Below are 20,341 nucleotides of genomic sequence, written 5' to 3'. Positions count from 1 at the left end.
TACCGGTCCATAGACTAATTTCATAAAGTTTATAATGTATATAAAAATTGTGTATGATGTTGATATGATTTATATTTGCTATTCATAATAATAATCAAGCTTTGAAAAAAAGTAAACGATTACATACCTCCAATCCATCATTATCTACTACAGTAAATTTTTTATTTGAAGATAAAAAAGCTTCTTATATTATAAATAATGAAAAAAAAATTATACATTATGAAAATTTAGTGAATCAAGTAGATAAAGAAATTTTAACACATAAACTTTTAAGAAATAATTTTTTTGATACCAAGTGTAATTTTTTAGACATTACACTATTAAATGACAAATTTACCCTTATTCCCAATGAATTTTTTGAAGAAAGAACTGCAGAAAAGTTTTTAAATCTTAATGTTCCGCATTTAGAAAATTTAGGAATACGATTTAATTTAATACCCAATTTTGATTTAGTTTTAGTTTTTTATTATCCCGAAATAATTGAAACTCTTTTTACCTCTTATTCCGAAAAAATAAGAATTTCTCATACGGGATTTAAATTTTTATCAAAAATTAACAAAAACCTTTACAGTAATGGTTTTTTTATACACATTTACGATCATTATTTTGAGATATCCATTATAGAAAATCAAAAATTAATTTTATATAATATATATCCATACAAAAAAGTTGAGGATATAGAATATTTTTTGAAATTTATTGCAAACACTTTATCCCAAAATCTTTCAACCCATATATTATATTATTACCATATACCGCACCATCTGAATGCAATAAAAAAATTTGAAAAGCTTTTTCAAAAGGTAGTACCCGGTGATCAAAACACTTTTAAAAGAGAAAATTATACACTATTAGATATATGATACGAATTATATCAGGAAAATTAAAGGGAAAGAAGATTTCAGCCCCCAAACATTTTGATGTTAGACCCACAACTGATTTTGCGAAAGAAGCATTATTTAGCATTATTTCCAATAGATATATGATATCGGATATTTCAGTGCTCGATTTATTTTCCGGGATTGGTTCAATAGATTATGAATTTGCTTCGCGTGGTTGTAAAGATATAACCTCGGTAGAATTGAACGGAAAGCATGTTAAATTTATTCAAGATACCATTAAAGTCTTAGGAATAAATGAAGTAAATGTGATAAAACAAAATGTTTTTAGTTTTTTAGAAAAACAAAGCTATAAAAAATATGATCTCATATTTGCAGATCCCCCTTTCGATTTAGAAGATAAACAATACGAAAATTTAATAAAATCTGTATTTGAGAATTATTTTTTATCCGAACAAGGCGAATTTATTTTAGAACATAATACAAGAAAAGATTTTTCCGAATTTCCAAATTTTACCGAATCCAGAAAATACGGTAATGTTCGATTCTCTTTTTTTAGTTTATCTCATGATTAACCATTAGTACATGTTTATACGAATTATTTTAAATATGTTTTATAATTAAAAATAATTTTAAAAATTCATAAAAAATAAATCTGTTTCAATTTCTTTTCTATTCATTTAAAATTTTAAAATGATCTTGTTCTTCTAAAAAATTATATTGAGATCTCCATTTCTTTATTTCATCTAATGAAATGTTTTGACTATAAATTGTATTACGGTTATTTGTTAAATTTAACTTTTTACCAACGGGTGTGTAAATTGACGAATGACCAATATAATTGAGCCCGGTTGGTTCAGAACCGATTCTGTTTACTCCGCAAACATAACATAAATTTTCAATGGCACGAGCTTTCAATAATGTATCCCAAGTATCTATACGAGAATCCGGCCAATTAGCAACATTTATCAATAAATCATAATACTCCGTATTTCTGAACCAAACCGGAAAACGAAGATCAAAGCAAATCATTGGACAAATTTTCCATCCTCTATAGGAAAAAACAACGCGATTATTTCCCGCTGTATAAGATCGATTTTCTCCTCCATATGAAAATAAATGTCGCTTATCATAATACGTTACTATTTTTCCTTCAGCAACAAAGATAAATCGGTTATAAAAATTGCCATTATCTTCAATTACTAAACTTCCACAAATAGCGGTGTGTTTTTTTAAAGAAATTTCAATCATCCACTTTATTGTTCTACCGTCCATTTTTTCAGCGATTTTAGTAGGATTAAGACTGAAACCGGAATTAAACATTTCAGGTAAAATAATAAGATCCGATGAAGTTAAATTTTCTAAAAGTAATGATAAAAAAGAAAGATTTTCAGAACAATTTTCCCACTGAGGAGAATATTCGATTAAATTGACAAATAAATCATTCGTAATCATACTATAAATTTTACAAAAACGTATCTTTTTTAATACTAATAAATACTTTAACCCAACTTATAAAATATATTTAACATTAATATTTAAGAATCAAATTAGTAATATTAAAAAATAGTCTAAGCATAACCTAAAAAATTTATTGATCCTATATTCAATTACCGCGAAAATTTAATATCTAACTGCATGGATAATTAGATTTTATTCTTTTATAATACAAATCTACGAATTTATTAATTTTTAAAGATAAATTTAAGTTGTAAGTTGTGAATTAAATTAATAACTTTGAATAAATTTTATTAGTATGAGCACAAAAATTGATTATATCCCTTATAAAGTAAAGGATATCTCATTGGCCGATTGGGGAAGAATGGAAATTGAATTAGCGGAAGCAGAAATGCCCGGATTGATGGCCTTACGTAAAGAATACAAAGACGAACAGCCCTTGAAAGGCGCAAGGATAGCCGGTTGTCTTCATATGACTATACAAACCGCTGTTTTAATTGAAACCTTACAAGCATTAGGAGCTGAAGTTTCTTGGAGCTCATGTAATATTTTTTCTACTCAAGATCACGCAGCAGCTGCTATAGCAGCTAAAGGAACATCTGTATATGCTTGGAAGGGAATGAATGAAGACGAATTTAACTGGTGTATTGAACAAACTCTTTTCTTTGGTGAAGATAAAAAGCCGTTAAACATGATTTTAGATGATGGAGGAGATTTAACAAATATGGTTTTAGATAAATATCCCGAGTTAGTACCGGGAATTAAAGGTTTATCAGAAGAAACTACTACAGGTGTACATCGTTTGCACGAAAGAGTAAAAAACGGTACGCTGCTATTACCGGCCATCAATATAAATGATTCCGTAACCAAGTCTAAATTTGATAATAAATACGGATGTAAAGAATCTGCTGTTGATGCAGTACGCAGGGCAACAGATTTGATGATTGCGGGAAAAGTAGTTGTAGTTGCAGGATATGGTGATGTAGGAAAAGGTTCAGCGGCTTCATTTAGAGGAGCAGGAGCCAGAGTTATAGTTACTGAAATCGACCCGATTTGTGCCTTACAAGCCGCTATGGATGGATATGAAGTTAAAAAGATGGATTATGCCATTACCAAAGCTGATATTGTAATTACTTGTACAGGAAATTGCGATATTATTCAAAGTAAGCATTTCGAGAATATGAAAGATAAAACCGTAGTTTGTAATATAGGACATTTCGATAATGAAATTGATATGGCCTGGTTAAATGCCAACTATGGATCTACAAAGGTTACTATTAAGCCGCAAGTAGATAAATATACGATCAATGGTAAAGATATTATTGTTCTTGCCGAAGGTCGATTAGTAAATTTAGGTTGTGCAACCGGTCATCCAAGTTTTGTGATGAGTAATTCTTTTTGCAATCAAACGCTGGCTCAAATAGAATTATGGCACAATTCAAATAACTATGAAAATAAAGTTTATACCTTGCCTAAACATTTAGACGAAAAAGTTGCCATGCTTCACCTGGCTAAAATAGGGGTTGAATTGGATACTCTTTCAGAAAAACAGGCAAAATATATTGGAGTTCCTGTTAAAGGACCATTTAAATCGGATGAATATAGATATTAATAAATTCATTACTACACTAATTATGATCCGGAATTTTTCCGGATTTTTTTTTGCATTTGCTAATTATGTTTAGGGGTTTTTTAAAGTATTATTTATTAATATAAAAAATTAAACAGGTGCTTATCACTCCTTAAAATTTGGATAAATATTAAATTTTTTATTAAGAAAACCAATTGTATTATTTAATTGGGTATTTATCATTTTTAATTAAAATAATTAAATGAATCATCTGTTAAACATATTAATTAGAAATACTAACTTTTATGAAGTAAAAAGATTAAAGTAAGATAAATAATAAAATTATTAATCCACAAGATCCATTTAATTTTTTGCATAAAAATTTAAAAGCTATACTTTTGCATTAAAAATTATAAGGATGTTAATATTAGTTATTAATGCGGGAAGTTCTTCTATTAAATATCAATTGCTTAACATGGATTCAAACTCCGTTATTGCTAAAGGATTGGTAGAAAGAATAGGTACGACTGGCGGAATTATTACACACAAATATCTGAAAAACGGTATTTCAGATAAAAAACAAATTCATCAAGAATTTCCTACACATGTTGAAGGAATGAAACTTATTGTTGAATTGTTAACAGCAAAAGATGTTGGAGTTATTAATGATCCATCAGAAATAAAAGGAGTAGGACATCGAATTGTACAAGGCGGGGGGAAATTTAACGTTCCGGTTTTAATTACTGATGAAGTAAAAAACGAAATTGATGAAATGAGTGCTTTAGCACCCTTACATAATCCTGCTAACTTGTTAGGTATTGAAGTTGCGCAAAAGTTTTTTCCAAATACCCCTCAAGTAGCTGTATTTGATACAGCATTCCATCTTACTATGCCACCTAAAGCATACAGATATGCAATTCCAAACCATTTTTACACAGATTACAAGATAAGATCTTACGGAGCGCATGGAACAAGTCATAAATACGTAAGAAGGCAGGCCGTAAATTACTTAAATAATCAAGAAGCTAAAATCATAACTATTCATTTAGGAAATGGATCAAGCATTACCGCTATTAATGAAAAAGGGGAGAGTATTGATACCTCAATGGGCTTTACCCCGCTTAATGGTTTAGTAATGGGTACTAGAAGTGGAGACATAGATCCATCCGTTCTTTTTTACATGGTTAGAGAATGCGGAGTTAAATTCGAGGAATTGGATGATCTGCTAAATAAAAAATCTGGAATGTTAGGTCTTACCGGAAAAAGCGATGCAAGAGATGTTGACGAGATGTATTTAAACGGTGATCCTAACGCTATTTTGTGTTTAGACTTGTATTCTTATAGAGTTAAGAAATACATAGGAGCGTATATAGCCGCTCTAAATGGTGTGGATGCGATTGCTTTTACAGCCGGGATCGGTGAAAATGATGCCCAATTGCGTTCATTAATTTGTAAAGACTTAGATTATTTAGGTATTAAATTGGATGAAAACAAGAATGTTGAATTGAGCGGGCCGGAAAAGGTAGAAGAAGTTCAGGCTTCCGATTCAAAAGTTAAAATAATGATAATACCTACTAATGAAGAATTAGAAATAGCTAATGAAACTTTGAACATTTTAAAGAAAATGTAAATAGTAAAGATATAAGATAATAAAACAAAAGCTGCAAATTATTGCAGCTTTTGTTTTTTGTTGAGTATAATTTACCTATTTTGTATAAACAACTTCTACATTTTGTTGTTGAGGAAGAGTTTTAGATCTCACCTCATCAGGAGCTATATGAGCATTTATTTTACCTTTATTTTCTGCAATACCAAAAGTTAACCAATATGGAAGGATACATACTAAAAAAGTAAGACACCAAAAACCTATAAAGGCAATTAATAAAAATAAAATAAATCCTATAAATTTAACAAATGGCCAAGCGCCTATATAAAGCAATGTTACCATAATACAATTATTATATATTGTTTTGCTCAAATGTAATAATTAATTTTAATCAAAACAAAAAATAATTCAGGTTATTATAGCTCAACTTATCAAAAAATTATTTTGAAAGATGAATTGCTCTGTTAGTATCAAGTATGGCCTTATTATTTTTATATTCAATCCATTTTTGCCCCTGTCTTTTTCTCATAAAATTATCGTAATTCCTTTTAATGAAAATATTCAATACAGCATTAGCAAAATTTGCAGGTCTTTTAGCCAAAGATCGTAAACTCATTGAAAAACTCGGAGTTAAATATTGCATATAGTGCCACCAACCCTCAGGCATATATAGCATTTCACCATGAGATAAATGAGCCTTATATGGAGTAACGTATTTTAATCCGGGCCATTTATCAAAATCCGGATTATCAAAATCTATGTCTTCTCTGCAAATAGTAGCATATGGTATTTTATACATATACTTCGTATCTTGAGGTTTCATCAATATGCATTGTTTTTCACCTGCAAAATGAAAATGTAAAATATTGGCTAAATCTATATCAAAATGCATAAAAACATTGGAACCCGCACCTCCGAAAAACAACATAGGTAAATTTTTAAATAAATTTAGGCCTAAGTCCGGAAACTTAAAATCGTCTTGCATGGCCGGTACTTGTTTCAGTATATTAAATAAGAATATTCTTAAATCAGTCGGGCCTTTTTGAAGTAAATCAATATAGTCGGACATTTTCATTCTGGCGTCCGGTTCATTTACTTTTTTGTCAGCACTAACCGGATCATTATTATACAGAGGGACAATTTTATCTCCTGCAACTTTTTTAATATAGTCAAAATTCCATTTTTTATAAGCAGGCCAATCTTCAGTCAGTTTTTCAATTACAACCGGTTTTTGTGGTTTATAATATTGATTATAAAAGTCTTCTTTGGATATTTTTTCAACTCGGTCAATAGGTTTATAAGTAAACATAGGTTAAAGGTTTAAAATTTTTTATAGTATCATGAATTCATAAGATCTTCTAATTCTTCAATTTCGATAGGTATATTTCTCATTAAATTGTGCGGATTTCCATTCGATTGAATCACTACATTATCTTCTATTCTAATCCCGAATCCTTCCTCCGGAATATAAATACCCGGTTCAACGGTAAACACCATATTAGGTACAAATGATTCCGTCAGTATACCATAATCGTGTGTGTCAAGGCCCAAATGATGAGAATTTCCGTGCATAAAATATTTCTTATAAGCGGGCCATTTAGGGTCTTGATTTCTAACTTCTTCTGTTGTTAAAAGATTTAACTTTAACAATTCTTCCGTCATTATATTGCCCACTTCTTCATGGTAACTGTACCAATTATTACCGGTAATTAAAAGCTTAGTAGATTCATTTTTAACATTTAGTACCGATTGGTATACTTCTTTTTGTCGGGGTGTAAATTTTCCGTTCACGGGAAGAGTACGTGTCATATCAGAAGAATAATTGGCATATTCTGCCCCCACGTCCAATAAAACAACATCTCCGTCTTTACATTCTTTATTATTTAATATATAATGCAAGACATTGCTGTTTTTCCCGGAAGCTATAATAGGTGTATAAGCCCAACCTTTAGAACGGTTTTTAATAAACTCATAAATTAACTCCGCTTCAATTTCATATTCCCAAACTCCCGGTTTAATAAATGGAAGAATCCTTCTAAACCCTTTTTCCGTTATATCACAAGCTTGTTGAATAGCATTTATTTCTTCAGGTTCTTTAATTGAGCGTAGGTGTTGTAAGATAGGATTGCTTCGTAAATAACAATGACCTCTGTATTTATTTTGTAATTTTTTTATGAATCTGTCTTCTCGGGTTTCAACAACTTTTTCGGCTCTGTAATGTTCGTTAATATTTATATATATATTATCCATTTGAACAATAACCATTTCAAGAATTTTATCAAAATCTTGTAACCAATACACATTTTTAATTCCTGAAACCTCAGTTGCTTGCTCTTTAGAATATTTTTCTCCTTCCCAAATGGCAATATGTTCATTAGTTTCCCGTAAAAAAAGCATTTCTCTATGTTCCTCTAAATAAGCATAGGGACATAATACTAAAATTGATTCTTCTTGATCTATTCCCGAAAGATAAAATAAATCTCGTTGCTGTTGAAAAGGGAGAGTACTGTCTGCACTGATAGGATAAATATCATTGCTGTTGAATATTGCAACTGATTTTGGGGCCATTCTTTGGACAAATTTTTTTCTATTTTTAATAAATAAATCTTTGTCTAAAGCATTATATCTGGTATTCATTTAACTAATTTTTATTTATCAAAAATAACAATAATACTTCAACTCTTTATAATTTTAGAAAAGTTAAATGAGCTTTTTTAGATTATTTACTTTATTGTTATATAGATAAATTTATTATTACAAAAGAGCATATAAATGCATTATTAATAAAATGAAAGGCTATATTTCTAAATATTATCAATAAACATTAAATAGCCTAATTGTTAATTATTAAAATTTAAATTAGGTTTTTCTTTTTTTATGTATTTAAAGGCAAAAATTGCAGGTTTTTTTTATAAAAAAAAGCGAAATTTGTTCAATAAAAATTCCTCTTAATAAGATAAGATATGAATAACAACACTATTAAGAAATTGAAACCCGAGTCTATATGGAATCATTTTGCAGATTTGAACTCCGTACCAAGACCTTCTAAAAAAGAAGAAAAAGTTATCAAATTTATTAAAGACTTTGGAGCATCTTTACATTTAGAAACTATTGAAGATATCTGTGGAAATGTGGTAATAAAAAAACCGGCAACTCCGGGATATGAAAATAGAAAAAAGGTGGTTTTACAATCCCATTTGGACATGGTCTGCCAAAAAAATAATGATGTTGATTTTGATTTTGAAACCCAAGGAATACAAATGACTTATGAAGGAGATTGGGTTCATGCATTAGGTACAACCTTAGGGGCAGACAACGGAATAGGAGTCGCTGCCATAATGAGTGTTTTATCTTCAAAAGATATTAAGCATCCGGCTATAGAAGCTTTATTTACCATTGACGAAGAAACCGGTTTAACCGGAGCATTCGAATTAAGTAAAGATATATTATCAGGAGATATTTTGCTTAATTTGGATACAGAAGAAGATGATGAAATTGACATAGGTTGTGCGGGAGGAATTGATGTTACAGCGAAAGCAAATTATGAAGAAAAAGAAATCAATAAAAATTCTAAAACTTACCGAATTAATTTGTCCGGTTTACATGGAGGTCATTCCGGAATGGAAATTCATAAAGGTTTAGGTAATTCTAATAAGTTATTAAACCGTTTTTTATATGATTTTTTAAAATTTAATATTCAATTGATTTCTGTTGATGGAGGAGGCTTGAGAAATGCTATACCCAGAGAAGCTTCTGCAATATTTTCAATATCCTCTGAATTTGAAAGCAAATTACAAGAACAATTTAATCATCTATATTCAGAGATCAAATCAGAATTTAGTAGTATAGATAGTAATCTGACTATTCATCTTTCTCAGATAGACCATGTAGAAAAAGGATTAAGCGTTGAAGACAGTAAAAAATTTATCTCAAGTCTACAAGCTGCTTCTAACGGAGTATTTCGAATGAGTCCGGATATCGAAGGATTAGTAGAAGCCTCAAATAATATTGCAAGAGTAAAATTGGAAAAAGGAAAGGCTGAAATACAATGTTTAACGCGATCATCAGTTGAAAGTTCTAAAATGTGGGTGGCAACGTCACTTGAAGCTGCATTACAGTTAGGAGGAATGAAAGTTGAATTAACCGGTTCATATCCCGGATGGAAGCCCAATCCCTCTTCAGAAATATTAAAACTGGCGGAAAGTATTTATGAAAAAAAATACGGGGAGAAACCTTCTGTTCAGGCTTGTCATGCAGGGTTGGAATGTGGAATTATTGGTGAAAAATATCCATCAATGGATATGATTTCATTCGGGCCAACTATTAAAGGAGCCCACTCTCCTAAAGAAAGAGTTAGTATATCATCGGTTCAAAAATTTTGGGATTTCTTACTGGAAATTCTTAAAAACATTCCGGTAAAATAAAATTTCTTTTATGAGCTTGTTAAGAAGAAGTGATTTTTTGCAGATATACCATCATTAAATAAATAATGATCCGTAAGATGCTTAAATAAATTAATTTTAATAAGCTCATATTTTAATATATGGTAATAAAATGTCAATTACTTTTTAAGTAAAATAGCAGCTATTAATAATAATCAATTAATTTTGCAAAAAGAGTTGCTTTTTTTAAGTAATTTCTATAAAATAATAAAACTATTATAAATTAAACTATATATGTCAACATATGTTGTTGTCGGCTTACAATGGGGCGACGAAGGAAAAGGAAAAATTACAGACGTTTTAGCGGAAAAATCAGATTATGTAGTACGCTATCAAGGAGGAAATAATGCAGGACATACAGTATACGTAGGAGAAGATAAATTTGTATTACATCTTTTGCCTTCCGGAGTTCTTCAATGTAAAGGAAAATGTATCATAGGAAATGGGGTGGTAGTAAATCCTGAAGCTTTTTTCAATGAAATAGAACAAATTGAAAAAAGAGGTTTAAATACCGATCATGTTTTTATCAGCAGCAGGGCTCATATCATTATGCCGTATCATATTTTACTTGATACCTATAGAGAAGAATTTGCAGGAAGTTCTCAAATTGGAACAACCAAAAGAGGGATAGGACCTTGTTATGAAGATAAAATTTCAAGAACAGGAATCAGAGCCATTGATTTATTAAATCCTGAAGTTTTAAAAACTAAAATAAAGGAAAATCTTAACGTCAAAAATGTTTTATTTGAAAAGCTGTTTAACAAAGAACCATTAAAATTTGATGATATTTACACAAAATATCTTGAATTTGGAGAAAAACTTAAAAATCGCATTATAGATTCAGAATACGAAATAAATCATGCGATAAAAGAAGATAAAAATGTTCTGTTTGAAGGTGCTCAGGCACTTATGTTAGATATAGATTTCGGAACCTATCCTTATGTAACTTCATCGTCTCCCACTACCGGAGGCACAACCGTAGGAGCTGGGGTTCCACCAACCAGTTTAAAAAATTTAATAGGAGTATCCAAAGCATATTGTACACGGGTTGGTAACGGGGCTTTTCCCACTGAATTGGAAAACGAAACAGGAGAACTTATACGTAAAATTGGTAATGAATATGGGGCATCAACCGGTCGTCCGCGTCGTTGTGGTTGGTTAGACTTAGTAGCCTTACGCTATTCATGCATGATTAATGGGATTACACATTTAGTAATAACCAAATTGGATGTATTAAGTGATTTTGATAAAATTAAAGTGGGAACCGCCTATAAAACGCCTGAAGGTACTATAACAGATATTTTCCCGTCTACTATTGAAGAATTAGCAAACTATGAAGTTATTTACCAAGATTTAGACGGTTGGAAAGAAGATATTTCAAAAGTTACCTCTTATGAAGAATTACCTATTTTAGCTAAAAAATATTTAGAATTTATTGAAAATTTTCTTGGAGTTAAAATATATTTAGTTTCTGTAGGTCCTGAAAGATCGCAAAATATAATTAAATCTAATTTAAAATAATTCTTATTTTTCAAGTACTCCGTTCAAGCAATTATATATAAAATTTAAATAATATATTGAACATTGTATTTTATTGAAGAATTAATAATTGAATCATAAATATATTCACTTAACATACTAAAAAGGAGAATGAAATCTAATATTATTGATATCATTCTCCTTTTTATATTATTTACTTATTTTATTTGATATAGTTGTATGTCTTATATCAAATATTTAGTTTTTAAAATATAAAAAATAATTATAGCTGTAAAAATCATAATTGTATATTATAAATTTTTATAAATGATTTTTTTTATATAAAAAATATAAATTGAATATTTCTATGTTCTTAATCTTTCATTTCAAAATGCTAATTATAGGACAAATATTATTCTATTTTATGAAAATAAATTGCTATTTATGATAAATTATTGTTTATATTGCAAAGTATTTGAGAGAATAAATCTGTATCCATAAGATTTACTCTAAAACATTACTATTAAAAGCGAGTTTTTATATAAAATGTTTCGAACGGTTTATATTGCTTTTTAATGTAATATTGATTACTATTATGAAATAAACTAATATTATATGCGCTTATGAGAGAAAAATTTTTACTTATTATTCTATTGATTTTTAATATTTATATTGCTCAAGAAACTGAAAATAACATTTCGATTGATTCAACTAATATAAAAAGTATAAATCAAGAAGAACGTTTAAAAAATTCAATACCATCTTATAATTTATCAAAAATTGAAAAGTTGATTTCAAAATTATCATCTATCAATGGTATTGAATCAAATGAATATAATGATAGGTACTTATCGGAAAAAGATTTTGATAAATTGACAATCAAAGAAAAATTTACCTATACTATGGTTTATCCCGAAATTAAATCTTCAAGCGAAGATATGGATTCCCTAGCGATCTATGAGGAAAATAAAATTTTCGGAAAGCTGCCTACTTCGGTTAATGATCCCAAATGGAGTGCAAGACAAAAAAAGTTTTTAAAACAATATCGAAAAAATATTCAAGAATTTATACGTGAAACCTCTTTAAAAAATCAATATATGGGTCTCAACTTTAAAAAAGCTTTATTGGAAATTAATGCTATTGAGTCCATACCATTTCTTGTTGATTTTTATAATTCAACAGATAAAAATGATAAAGATTTATTAACGGTGTTAATGCTATTAGTTAAAAAAGGAAAATATTATCCATTTGTTCGATCCAATGTGTATCGCCAATTATATAATGATGATGTAAATTCTCAAGTCAGTTGTATAGACTATTCGGATATAAATGAGGAATATATATTAAAAACGGCCCATAATTTTTATTTACAAGCGCCAAAAATTAAATAGATTTAATTTTTATATAAAATAATAAAACAGGAATATACTTCCTGTTTTTTTTATTTTAAAAGTTAAAAATTTATTCTACGATAAGTTTACCTCTCATTGTCGCACTATGCGCGGGAAATGTACATAAATATTCATAAGTTCCTTTTTCATTAATTGTAAAGGTTATCGTATCTTGTTCACCTCCTCCTAACAATTTGGTATGGGCAACAATTGACGGATTATTTTTAGGAATATAATCATCAGCCGCATCCTTAGCTGCTCGATTTGCAAAATCATTAAAATTGGTACCCGGTTTTATAATTACTATATTATGTCCCATATCTTTAACACTAGCTTTGCCCACATGTTTAAGTGTAAGGGTAATGGGTTTTCCTGCTTTTGCTTTTAATTCGTGTATATTAAATTGCATTGCATCATCTCCCTCTACTATAAAAGTATTTTCAGGAAGATTAGCAATCTCTTCCTCTTTGGATTTTTGAATATCTTCTTTTGTCATAGAAGCGGCTGCAGATAAAGGATCAATTTTATGCGATGAATCCTTTTTATTACAAGAAGTATAAATATTTAATGAGCTTATTAAAAATAGTGCTAATAGAATAATCTTTTTTTTCATAAATTCTTAAAATTTTAGGGTTGACTAAAAGTGTTCAGATTTTAAGGAAAAGTAAATGTAAAAGAGTATAAAATTAGTTTCTTCAAAATTAGTAATTTTTTATTAGAATAAAATTTAAAATTAGCTATTTATAATTAATATATCGATAAAAATCAATATTTATATAAAAAATGATATAATAAATAAAGTTAGTTGAGTATTAATTGTTGCATGTATCCAATTATTTTAAAGTTTTATTTGTTTTTTATATTGATATATTAGTATGTTAGAATATTATAAAATAGTAATACATTTTTGTATATTTTTTGATATTGTTAATAAATATTATTTTGAATTATAAAAAATCAAACATGAATCTGCAGAATATACTGAAACGTTTACCGATTAAGATAACTACTTATAAACCTATTTCGGGCGGAGACACAAATAAGTCATACGTTTTACAATCTGAAGAGGGAAATTTTTTTATGAAAACCAATAGTACAAAAGAATTTCCCGGAATGCTTAGAGAGGAAGCAAAAGGACTAAAATCTATAGAGGAAACCCATACATTAAGAACCCCTAAGATTATTAAAATTGATGATAGTGGCAATGAGCAATATTTGATTCTAGAATTAATTTCCAAAGGGGAAGCCAATGAAGAAATATGGGAAAATTTTGGAAAATCTCTTGCTTCGATGCATAAAATTCCTCAACCGTTTTTTGGATTCAGTAGCGATAATTATGTGGGACGTTTACCTCAAAAAAATACTAAATCGTCTACATGGGGTGAATTCTATGCTCAATATCATTTGCAACCCTTAATAAAAAAATTGACTGATATGAATGCTTTAAGTAATCAAGAAGTACGAGCGGCAGAAAATTTTTATCAACAAATTGATGATATTTTTCCTAAAGAAACTCCTTCATTAGTCCATGGAGATTTGTGGAGTGGCAACTTCTTAATATCAGATACCGGTAATCCGGTGGTTTTAGATCCGGCCGTTTATTATGGACATAGAGAAATGGATTTGGGCATGACTCGCCTGTTTGGAGGATTTTCCGTCGATTTTTATGAAGGTTACAATTCTAAATACCCTTTAGAAAAAGGATGGGAGAAACGTATACCCTATACCCAATTATACCCTTTGCTGGTTCATTCTATTTTATTCGGCAATTATTATTTAGAGGAAGTTAAAAGTATTTTAAGTGTTTTTTAGATTATTAGAATCTCAAATGCTTACAATATTGCGTAATTAAGAAGCTTCACTTTTATTTCTTTTGTAAACCAAGGAAGAAACCAATATACTGGCTTCATATAATAAATATAAAGGACAAGAGGCAACGAGCATTGAAGGAATATCACCGGGGGTGATAAATCCGGCAATTATTAAAATAATAACCAAGGCATGTCTTCTGTATTTTTTTAAGAAATTTGGAGTTAAAATACCGATACTGGTAAGAACATATACAATAACAGGCAATAAAAAAATCAAGCCCATTCCTAATACGGTTTGTAATAAAATTCGTATATAACTGGACAGATCAATGTTAACTTTAATGGTTTCGGAAATATTAAAAAAATAACCAAAGTGCATTGTCAGAGGAGTAACAAAAAAATAGCCGAAACAACATCCGAGAATAAAGAGAAAATAAGTTGATATGAAAAAAGTCAAAGAATTTTTCTTTTCATTTGGTTTTAGTCCGGGAGAAATAAATTTCCATAATTCATAAATAACATAAGGAAATACCAATATAAAGCCTCCAACAATAGACACATAAAAGGCTGTATTTAATTGCTCAAAAATTTTACGCACTTGGATGGGAAATTCGTCAGGCATGTCAAATACATCATTAGAACCAAAGATCCGACCGAAAAAATTCATAAGTTTAAAGGTCAAAAAATTCTTATGTATCGGACCGAATATAATATGGTCCATTACAAAATGAATTTTATATCCAACGAAACATGCCCCTAAACATATAGCCACTAACGATCGTAAAATATGCTTTCTTAAAACGCCAATATGAGCAAGAAACGGCATATTCGCATTATCATTCTCTTTTTTTTGAGCCATTGAATTTTTTTAGTTAAATAAAGAAGATTCTAATTTAAATAAAATTATTTAAATCCATTATCCAAAAGAATGTGCAGGTCTATAATTCCTACATAATTTTCTGCATCAAGTACAACTAATTGACCTATTTGATTATTTTTAAGCTCTTCAAAAGCAACACTGGCTAATTCATTTTTTTGAATGGTTTTAGGTGTAACAGACATTATATCTTTAGCTGTAATTTGGTTATAATCCACATCTTTAGCTAAGGTCCTTCTTACGTCTCCGTCAGTAATTACTCCTTTAACCTTATGATCCTCAATAACAACAGTGATACCATAAGATGAATACGTTAAGGAATTGATAATTTCTTTAAGATGAGCAGATAGTTGAACTTCAGGTCTTCGGTCAGGTTTTACCAATTGTTCCACTTTTAGAAGCAGTTTTTTACCTAAAGCGCCTCCCGGATGATATTTTGCAAAATCGGAAGAAGTGAAATTTTTAGCCTGAAGTAAGGCAACTGCGAGAGCATCCCCCATAGCTAATTGTACTATAGTGGAAGTGGTGGGTGCCAGATTATTAGGATCAGCTTCTTTTGCCACTTGAGTATCTAAAACCACGTCAGCAAGTTCTGCCAATAAGCAATTTTTATTAGAGGTCATGGCTATTAATACCGAAGAATATTCTTTAAGAAAAGGAGCTACTCCTTGAATTTCTGAGGAAGTACCGCTGTTAGAAATGCAGATGACCACATCATTTTTAGAAATAATACCTAAATCGCCATGCTTTGCCTCGGCGGCGTGTAAAAATTGTGACGGTGTTCCGGTAGAATTAAAGGTGGCTACTAATTTATTGGCTATATGTGCACTTTTTCCGACTCCGCACAAAACAAGTTTACCCTTAGAATCAAGTATATAACGTACCGCTTTAACAAAATCATCACCTAAACGATTATATAAGGATTGTAATTCGGTTGTTTCAAATAAAATAGTATCTTTGCCTGCTTTTAAAATCATTTGATCATCCAAAATAAATAATTTTTTTGTTTAAGAAATTTGTTGTATATTTAATTTAATAAACAGCAAATTTAATAAAAAACTAAAGTTTAAGAATGAAATCTTTGGAAAAAGACTTGCCTAAATTATTAAAAAAATTTTTTGGTTTTAATTCATTTAAGGGGCCGCAAGAAGAAGTAATTACGAATTTGTTGAGCGGCAACGATGTATTTGTATTGATGCCTACAGGTGGCGGAAAGTCCTTGTGTTACCAGTTACCTGCCTTATTATTAGAGGGTACAGCGATTGTTGTCTCTCCCTTAATAGCCTTAATGAAAAATCAGGTTGACGCTGTCAGAGGTATATCCTCAAGTGAAGGAATAGCACATGTCCTTAATTCTTCATTAAATAAAACAGAAATAAAAAGAGTTAAAGATGATATATTATCCGGGACAACCAAATTGCTTTACGTAGCTCCCGAATCCTTAACTAAAGAAGAATATATAGAGTTCTTAAAAACTATAAAATTATCATTTTTTGCGATTGATGAAGCGCATTGTATTTCTGAATGGGGACATGATTTTCGTCCTGAATACAGAAATTTACGATTCATAATTGAAAAAATCGGTAAAACACCTATAATAGCCCTAACGGCTACAGCAACGCCAAAGGTTCAGGATGATATCCAAAAAACCTTAGGAATGATGGATGCTAAAATTTTCAAATCTTCTTTTAACAGGCCGAATTTATATTATGAAATCAGACCTAAAATAAATCCTGAAAAACAAATTATAAAATATATAAAAGACAATCCGGGTAAATCCGGAATTATCTATTGTTTAAGCAGAAAAAAGGTAGAAGAATTAGCTGAATTATTAAAAGTCAATGGAATAAACGCCTTGCCTTATCATGCCGGATTAGACAGTAAATCCAGAGCAGCCCATCAAGACAAATTCTTAATGGAGGAAACGGATGTAATTTGTGCAACCATAGCTTTCGGAATGGGTATTGATAAGCCGGATGTGCGTTTTGTAATTCATTATGATATACCCAAAAGTTTAGAAAGTTATTATCAAGAAACCGGAAGAGCCGGAAGAGATGGAGGAGAAGGTTATTGTCTTGCTTTCTACGATTATAAAGATGTTGAGAAATTAGAAAAGTTTCTAGCTTCAAAGCCTGTTTCCGAAAGAGAAGTAGGCTTACAACTTTTACAAGAAGTGGTAGGTTATGCGGAAACATCCATGTCCAGACGAAAATATTTACTTCATTATTTTGGAGAAGATTTTGACGAAAAAAATGGCTTGGGAGCAAAAATGGATGATAATTCCATGAATCCGAAAACAATGGTAAATGTTGCGGAAGAAATGAAACAAATCCTTACCGTAGTTGAAAAAACGAAAGAAAAATTAAAATTAAAAGATCTGGTTAATGTAGCTGTTGGAAAAGAAACAGCCATTACCAAATCCTATAAGTTGGGATTTGAAGATTATTTTGGTTTTGGTAAAAATAAATCGGATAATTTTTGGAAATCCATCATCAGACAGGCCATTGTCCATAATTTTCTTACTAAAGATATAGAAACTTACGGATTATTAAAATTATCTGAATTAGGCAAAACATTTATTAATGATCCTAAGGAAATTTTTATAGCCGAGGATGTTGATTTTGAAAAAGAAATGGAAACTCCGATCGTTACTCCTCAAGCGGCGGGTAGCACAGCATTAGATAAAAAATTATTTGATGATTTAAAAGATATCAGAAAAAGAGTTGCCAAGAAAAATGCAATTCCTCCTTTTGCCGTATTTCAGGATCCCAGCTTGGAAGATATGGCTTTACATTATCCGACCACTCTTTCAGAACTTTCCAATGTGTTTGGTGTAGGAGAGGGTAAAGCAAAGAAATTTGGAAAAGATTTCGTTGAATATATAGCCAAATATGTTGAAGAAAATGATATTGAACGTCCTGATGATTTAGTCATTAAGCAAGTAGCCAATAAATCGTCTCATAAAGTATTCATAATTCAAAGTACGGATAGAAAATTGGATTTTGAAGATATTGCAAAAGCAAAAGATTTATCAATCAATGATTTACTTAATGAAATGGAAAGTATTGTTTATCAAGGAACTAAACTAAACATTGGTTACTATGTAGATGAATTATTGGATGAAGAGCAACAAGACGAAATTATAGATTTTTTGATGGAGTCTGAAAGTGATAAAATGTCCGTCTTGTTGGATGAATTTGGAGAAGACTATTCAGAAGATGAATTACGAATTATGAGGATTAAATTTATTAGCGAAGTTGCTAACTAAATTTAGTTGGATATATACGATCATTCACCCTATAAACTATAAATAGTAAATAATTTTAATAAATTATTTACTATTTTTTTTAAATTTTAGAGTGTATAAATTTCAATCGTATATACGAAAATCTTTTAAAATAAACCGTGAATATTAGCTTCTACTTTATCAATAATTTTTCCTAAATCTTCCTTATTGTCAACAAAATCCATATTATCCACATCGATGATCAATAATTTTCCTTCAGTATAATTAGAAATCCACTCTTCATATTTTTCATTTAATCTTTGAAGATAATCAATGCTAATGGACGTTTCATATTCTCTTCCTCTTTTTTGAATTTGATTTACTAAAGTAGGAACGGTGGCGCGAAGATAGATCAGAAGATCCGGAGCTTGTATATACTCTTTCATTAAATTAAAAAGATTCAAATAATTGTCATAATCTCGAGTTTGCATCAATCCCATTTCATGAAGATTTGAAGCAAAAATATATACATCTTCATAAATAGTTCTATCCTGGATTGTATTTTTCTTATTTTCTCTAATTTCTTTTATTTGTTTAAAACGAGAACTTAAGAAATAGATTTGCAAATTAAATGACCATTTTGCCATATCGTAATAAAAATCGTCTAGATATGGATTTTGTTCGGTGTCTTCAAATTGTGCAATCCAATTGTAATTATTTGATAATAATTTAGTTAATGTAGTTTTTCCTGCGCCGATATTTCCGGTTATAGCAATATGCATTCTTAATAAATTTATTTTTTAGTTTCTAATGTGTAAAGGTACATAACCTTAGATTTCCATAGAAATAAATGTTTATTTAAAATATAATATTTTTCACCTAAATTCGGCAAGGGTATTTGAACGGGTTTGTTTTCAAAATCATAGATATATAAATAACCTTTATGTATCCAATAAAAATTTTGTACCATCCATCCATAGTCTTCCATTTCGGGTATTACATAAGTATAAACATTTTGATTATTTTGCTTACAAATTTTGTATTGATAAGCTTCGTTGGATTCGTTGTTACTTTTTAAAAGAAGAAATTTTGATTGTTTAGAATTGTAGATATCCTTTAGTATAAAATTATCTGAAAGTTCTTCAGACAAAGTATTTGAAAAAAGTATGGTATTTTTTGATCTGTAATCGTATTGAATAAAGCTTTGAGAGTTCAACTCATCAAAATATAATAATGAATGGTTGTCTTGAACATAAATTAAGTCTGGATTTATAAGTTGATCGGTTAAAATAGAAACATTATCCTGAGTATTTATCAACTTATCGTCATAAAATTCAAGAATTTGGTTCATCTTATCAAAAGTTACTAAAAATAAAGGATTTACGATAAACAGCTTTTTGGATGTATTAAAATTTTTAAGTATAAATTTTTTTTGTGAAGTTGGATCGTATTTTAATAAAGTATTATCCTTTTGAGAAACGAAATATAAAGAATTGAAGATATCTGCTTGTTGAAAATTAAACGATTCGGGAACTTCAATTTTAATACTATCTTGTAAAACCAATTGTTGTCCCAATGAAATATTGATAAATAGTACTAAAACCAGCAAATTGATGAATCGTGACATTGAAATTTCAAAAAA

At 29.5% G+C, this 20,341-nt stretch carries 18 protein-coding genes; 9 read left to right on the top strand and 9 right to left on the bottom strand.

The genetic code is table 11. The annotated features are described in order from the left end of the window. The first annotated feature begins 101 nt into the window (after window positions 1–101). Together G8C41_RS04845 and G8C41_RS04840 are read left to right on the top strand one after the other, a co-directional pair. Window positions 102–863, top strand: a complete 762-nt coding sequence (locus G8C41_RS04845) for a DUF3822 family protein (RefSeq protein WP_166006406.1) — start codon at window positions 102–104, stop codon at window positions 861–863. Then, window positions 860–1,414: an RsmD family RNA methyltransferase gene (locus G8C41_RS04840; protein WP_166006404.1), complete on the top strand. Its 555-nt coding sequence runs from the start codon at window positions 860–862 to the stop codon at window positions 1,412–1,414. The genes G8C41_RS04845 and G8C41_RS04840 overlap by 4 nt, the downstream gene beginning before the upstream one ends. Before the next feature lie 97 nt (window positions 1,415–1,511). Here the strand turns inward: G8C41_RS04840 and G8C41_RS04835 are convergent, their stop codons facing one another. Continuing rightward, window positions 1,512–2,294 (bottom strand): nitrilase-related carbon-nitrogen hydrolase, encoded by a 783-nt coding sequence (locus G8C41_RS04835; protein ID WP_166006402.1) that lies wholly within the window; start codon window positions 2,292–2,294, stop codon window positions 1,512–1,514. Window positions 2,295–2,595: 301 nt separating this feature from the next. Between G8C41_RS04835 and ahcY the strand changes: the two genes are divergently transcribed. After that, on the top strand, window positions 2,596–3,909 hold the full coding sequence (gene ahcY / locus G8C41_RS04830; RefSeq protein WP_160567281.1) for an adenosylhomocysteinase: 1,314 nt from the start codon (window positions 2,596–2,598) through the stop codon (window positions 3,907–3,909). 376 nt (window positions 3,910–4,285) lie between these two features. Beyond that, on the top strand, window positions 4,286–5,497 hold the full coding sequence (locus G8C41_RS04825; protein WP_160542172.1) for an acetate/propionate family kinase: 1,212 nt from the start codon (window positions 4,286–4,288) through the stop codon (window positions 5,495–5,497). Between the two features lie 75 nt (window positions 5,498–5,572). Here the strand turns inward: G8C41_RS04825 and G8C41_RS04820 are convergent, their stop codons facing one another. From G8C41_RS04820 to G8C41_RS04810, 3 genes are all read right to left on the bottom strand, one after another. Continuing rightward, entirely contained in the window at window positions 5,573–5,815 is a 243-nt protein-coding gene (locus G8C41_RS04820; protein ID WP_160567279.1) for a hypothetical protein, read from the bottom strand. A gap of 97 nt (window positions 5,816–5,912) precedes the next feature. Then, window positions 5,913–6,782 carry a cupin-like domain-containing protein gene (locus G8C41_RS04815; RefSeq protein ID WP_160567277.1) on the bottom strand — a complete coding sequence of 290 codons (870 nt, stop codon included), beginning with the start codon at window positions 6,780–6,782 and terminating at the stop codon, window positions 5,913–5,915. Window positions 6,783–6,811: 29 nt separating this feature from the next. Then, window positions 6,812–8,110 (bottom strand): aminopeptidase P family protein, encoded by a 1,299-nt coding sequence (locus G8C41_RS04810; protein ID WP_105297512.1) that lies wholly within the window; start codon window positions 8,108–8,110, stop codon window positions 6,812–6,814. A 326-nt stretch (window positions 8,111–8,436) separates the two neighbouring features. Here G8C41_RS04810 and G8C41_RS04805 point away from each other — a divergent pair, with 326 nt between their 5' ends. The 3 genes from G8C41_RS04805 (at window position 8,437) to G8C41_RS04795 (ending at window position 12,785) form a co-directional block, all read left to right on the top strand. After that, window positions 8,437–9,897, top strand: a complete 1,461-nt coding sequence (locus G8C41_RS04805; RefSeq protein ID WP_166006400.1) for an aminoacyl-histidine dipeptidase — start codon at window positions 8,437–8,439, stop codon at window positions 9,895–9,897. A gap of 252 nt (window positions 9,898–10,149) precedes the next feature. Continuing rightward, window positions 10,150–11,436, top strand: coding sequence for an adenylosuccinate synthase (locus G8C41_RS04800; RefSeq protein WP_166006398.1), 1,287 nt, complete (start codon window positions 10,150–10,152; stop codon window positions 11,434–11,436). 581 nt (window positions 11,437–12,017) lie between these two features. Beyond that, window positions 12,018–12,785 carry a hypothetical protein gene (locus tag G8C41_RS04795; protein WP_166006396.1) on the top strand — a complete coding sequence of 256 codons (768 nt, stop codon included), beginning with the start codon at window positions 12,018–12,020 and terminating at the stop codon, window positions 12,783–12,785. A gap of 70 nt (window positions 12,786–12,855) precedes the next feature. Here the strand turns inward: G8C41_RS04795 and G8C41_RS04790 are convergent, their stop codons facing one another. After that, window positions 12,856–13,398, bottom strand: a complete 543-nt coding sequence (locus G8C41_RS04790) for a plastocyanin/azurin family copper-binding protein (protein WP_166006394.1) — start codon at window positions 13,396–13,398, stop codon at window positions 12,856–12,858. Window positions 13,399–13,748: 350 nt separating this feature from the next. On the opposite strand from G8C41_RS04790, the gene G8C41_RS04785 reads away from it, so the two are divergent. Then, complete coding sequence (locus G8C41_RS04785) at window positions 13,749–14,597, top strand: fructosamine kinase family protein (protein WP_166006392.1); 849 nt, start codon at window positions 13,749–13,751, stop codon at window positions 14,595–14,597. A 36-nt stretch (window positions 14,598–14,633) separates the two neighbouring features. Here the strand turns inward: G8C41_RS04785 and tatC are convergent, their stop codons facing one another. Next, complete coding sequence (gene tatC / locus G8C41_RS04780; protein ID WP_166006390.1) at window positions 14,634–15,455, bottom strand: twin-arginine translocase subunit TatC; 822 nt, start codon at window positions 15,453–15,455, stop codon at window positions 14,634–14,636. Between the two features lie 44 nt (window positions 15,456–15,499). Next, window positions 15,500–16,462: an SIS domain-containing protein gene (locus G8C41_RS04775; RefSeq protein WP_410488974.1), complete on the bottom strand. Its 963-nt coding sequence runs from the start codon at window positions 16,460–16,462 to the stop codon at window positions 15,500–15,502. Between the two features lie 83 nt (window positions 16,463–16,545). Here G8C41_RS04775 and recQ point away from each other — a divergent pair, with 83 nt between their 5' ends. Next, window positions 16,546–18,741: a DNA helicase RecQ gene (recQ, locus tag G8C41_RS04770; protein WP_166006388.1), complete on the top strand. Its 2,196-nt coding sequence runs from the start codon at window positions 16,546–16,548 to the stop codon at window positions 18,739–18,741. Between the two features lie 125 nt (window positions 18,742–18,866). Here recQ and G8C41_RS04765 read toward each other — a convergent pair whose 3' ends face one another. Both G8C41_RS04765 and G8C41_RS04760 read right to left on the bottom strand, forming a co-directional pair. Next, window positions 18,867–19,481, bottom strand: a complete 615-nt coding sequence (locus G8C41_RS04765) for a deoxynucleoside kinase (protein ID WP_105297521.1) — start codon at window positions 19,479–19,481, stop codon at window positions 18,867–18,869. A gap of 11 nt (window positions 19,482–19,492) precedes the next feature. Beyond that, the gene (locus G8C41_RS04760) at window positions 19,493–20,326 is read right to left on the bottom strand and encodes a hypothetical protein (RefSeq protein ID WP_166006385.1); all 834 of its coding nucleotides are present in this window, start codon (window positions 20,324–20,326) and stop codon (window positions 19,493–19,495) included. Window positions 20,327–20,341: the final 15 nt, after the last annotated feature.

Origin of the sequence: Apibacter sp. B3706, assembly GCF_011082725.1 — a bacterium.
GTDB lineage: Bacteria > Bacteroidota > Bacteroidia > Flavobacteriales > Weeksellaceae > Apibacter.
The sequence above is the reverse complement of the archived record's forward strand: the minus strand, read 5'-3'. Positions and strand labels throughout refer to the sequence as shown.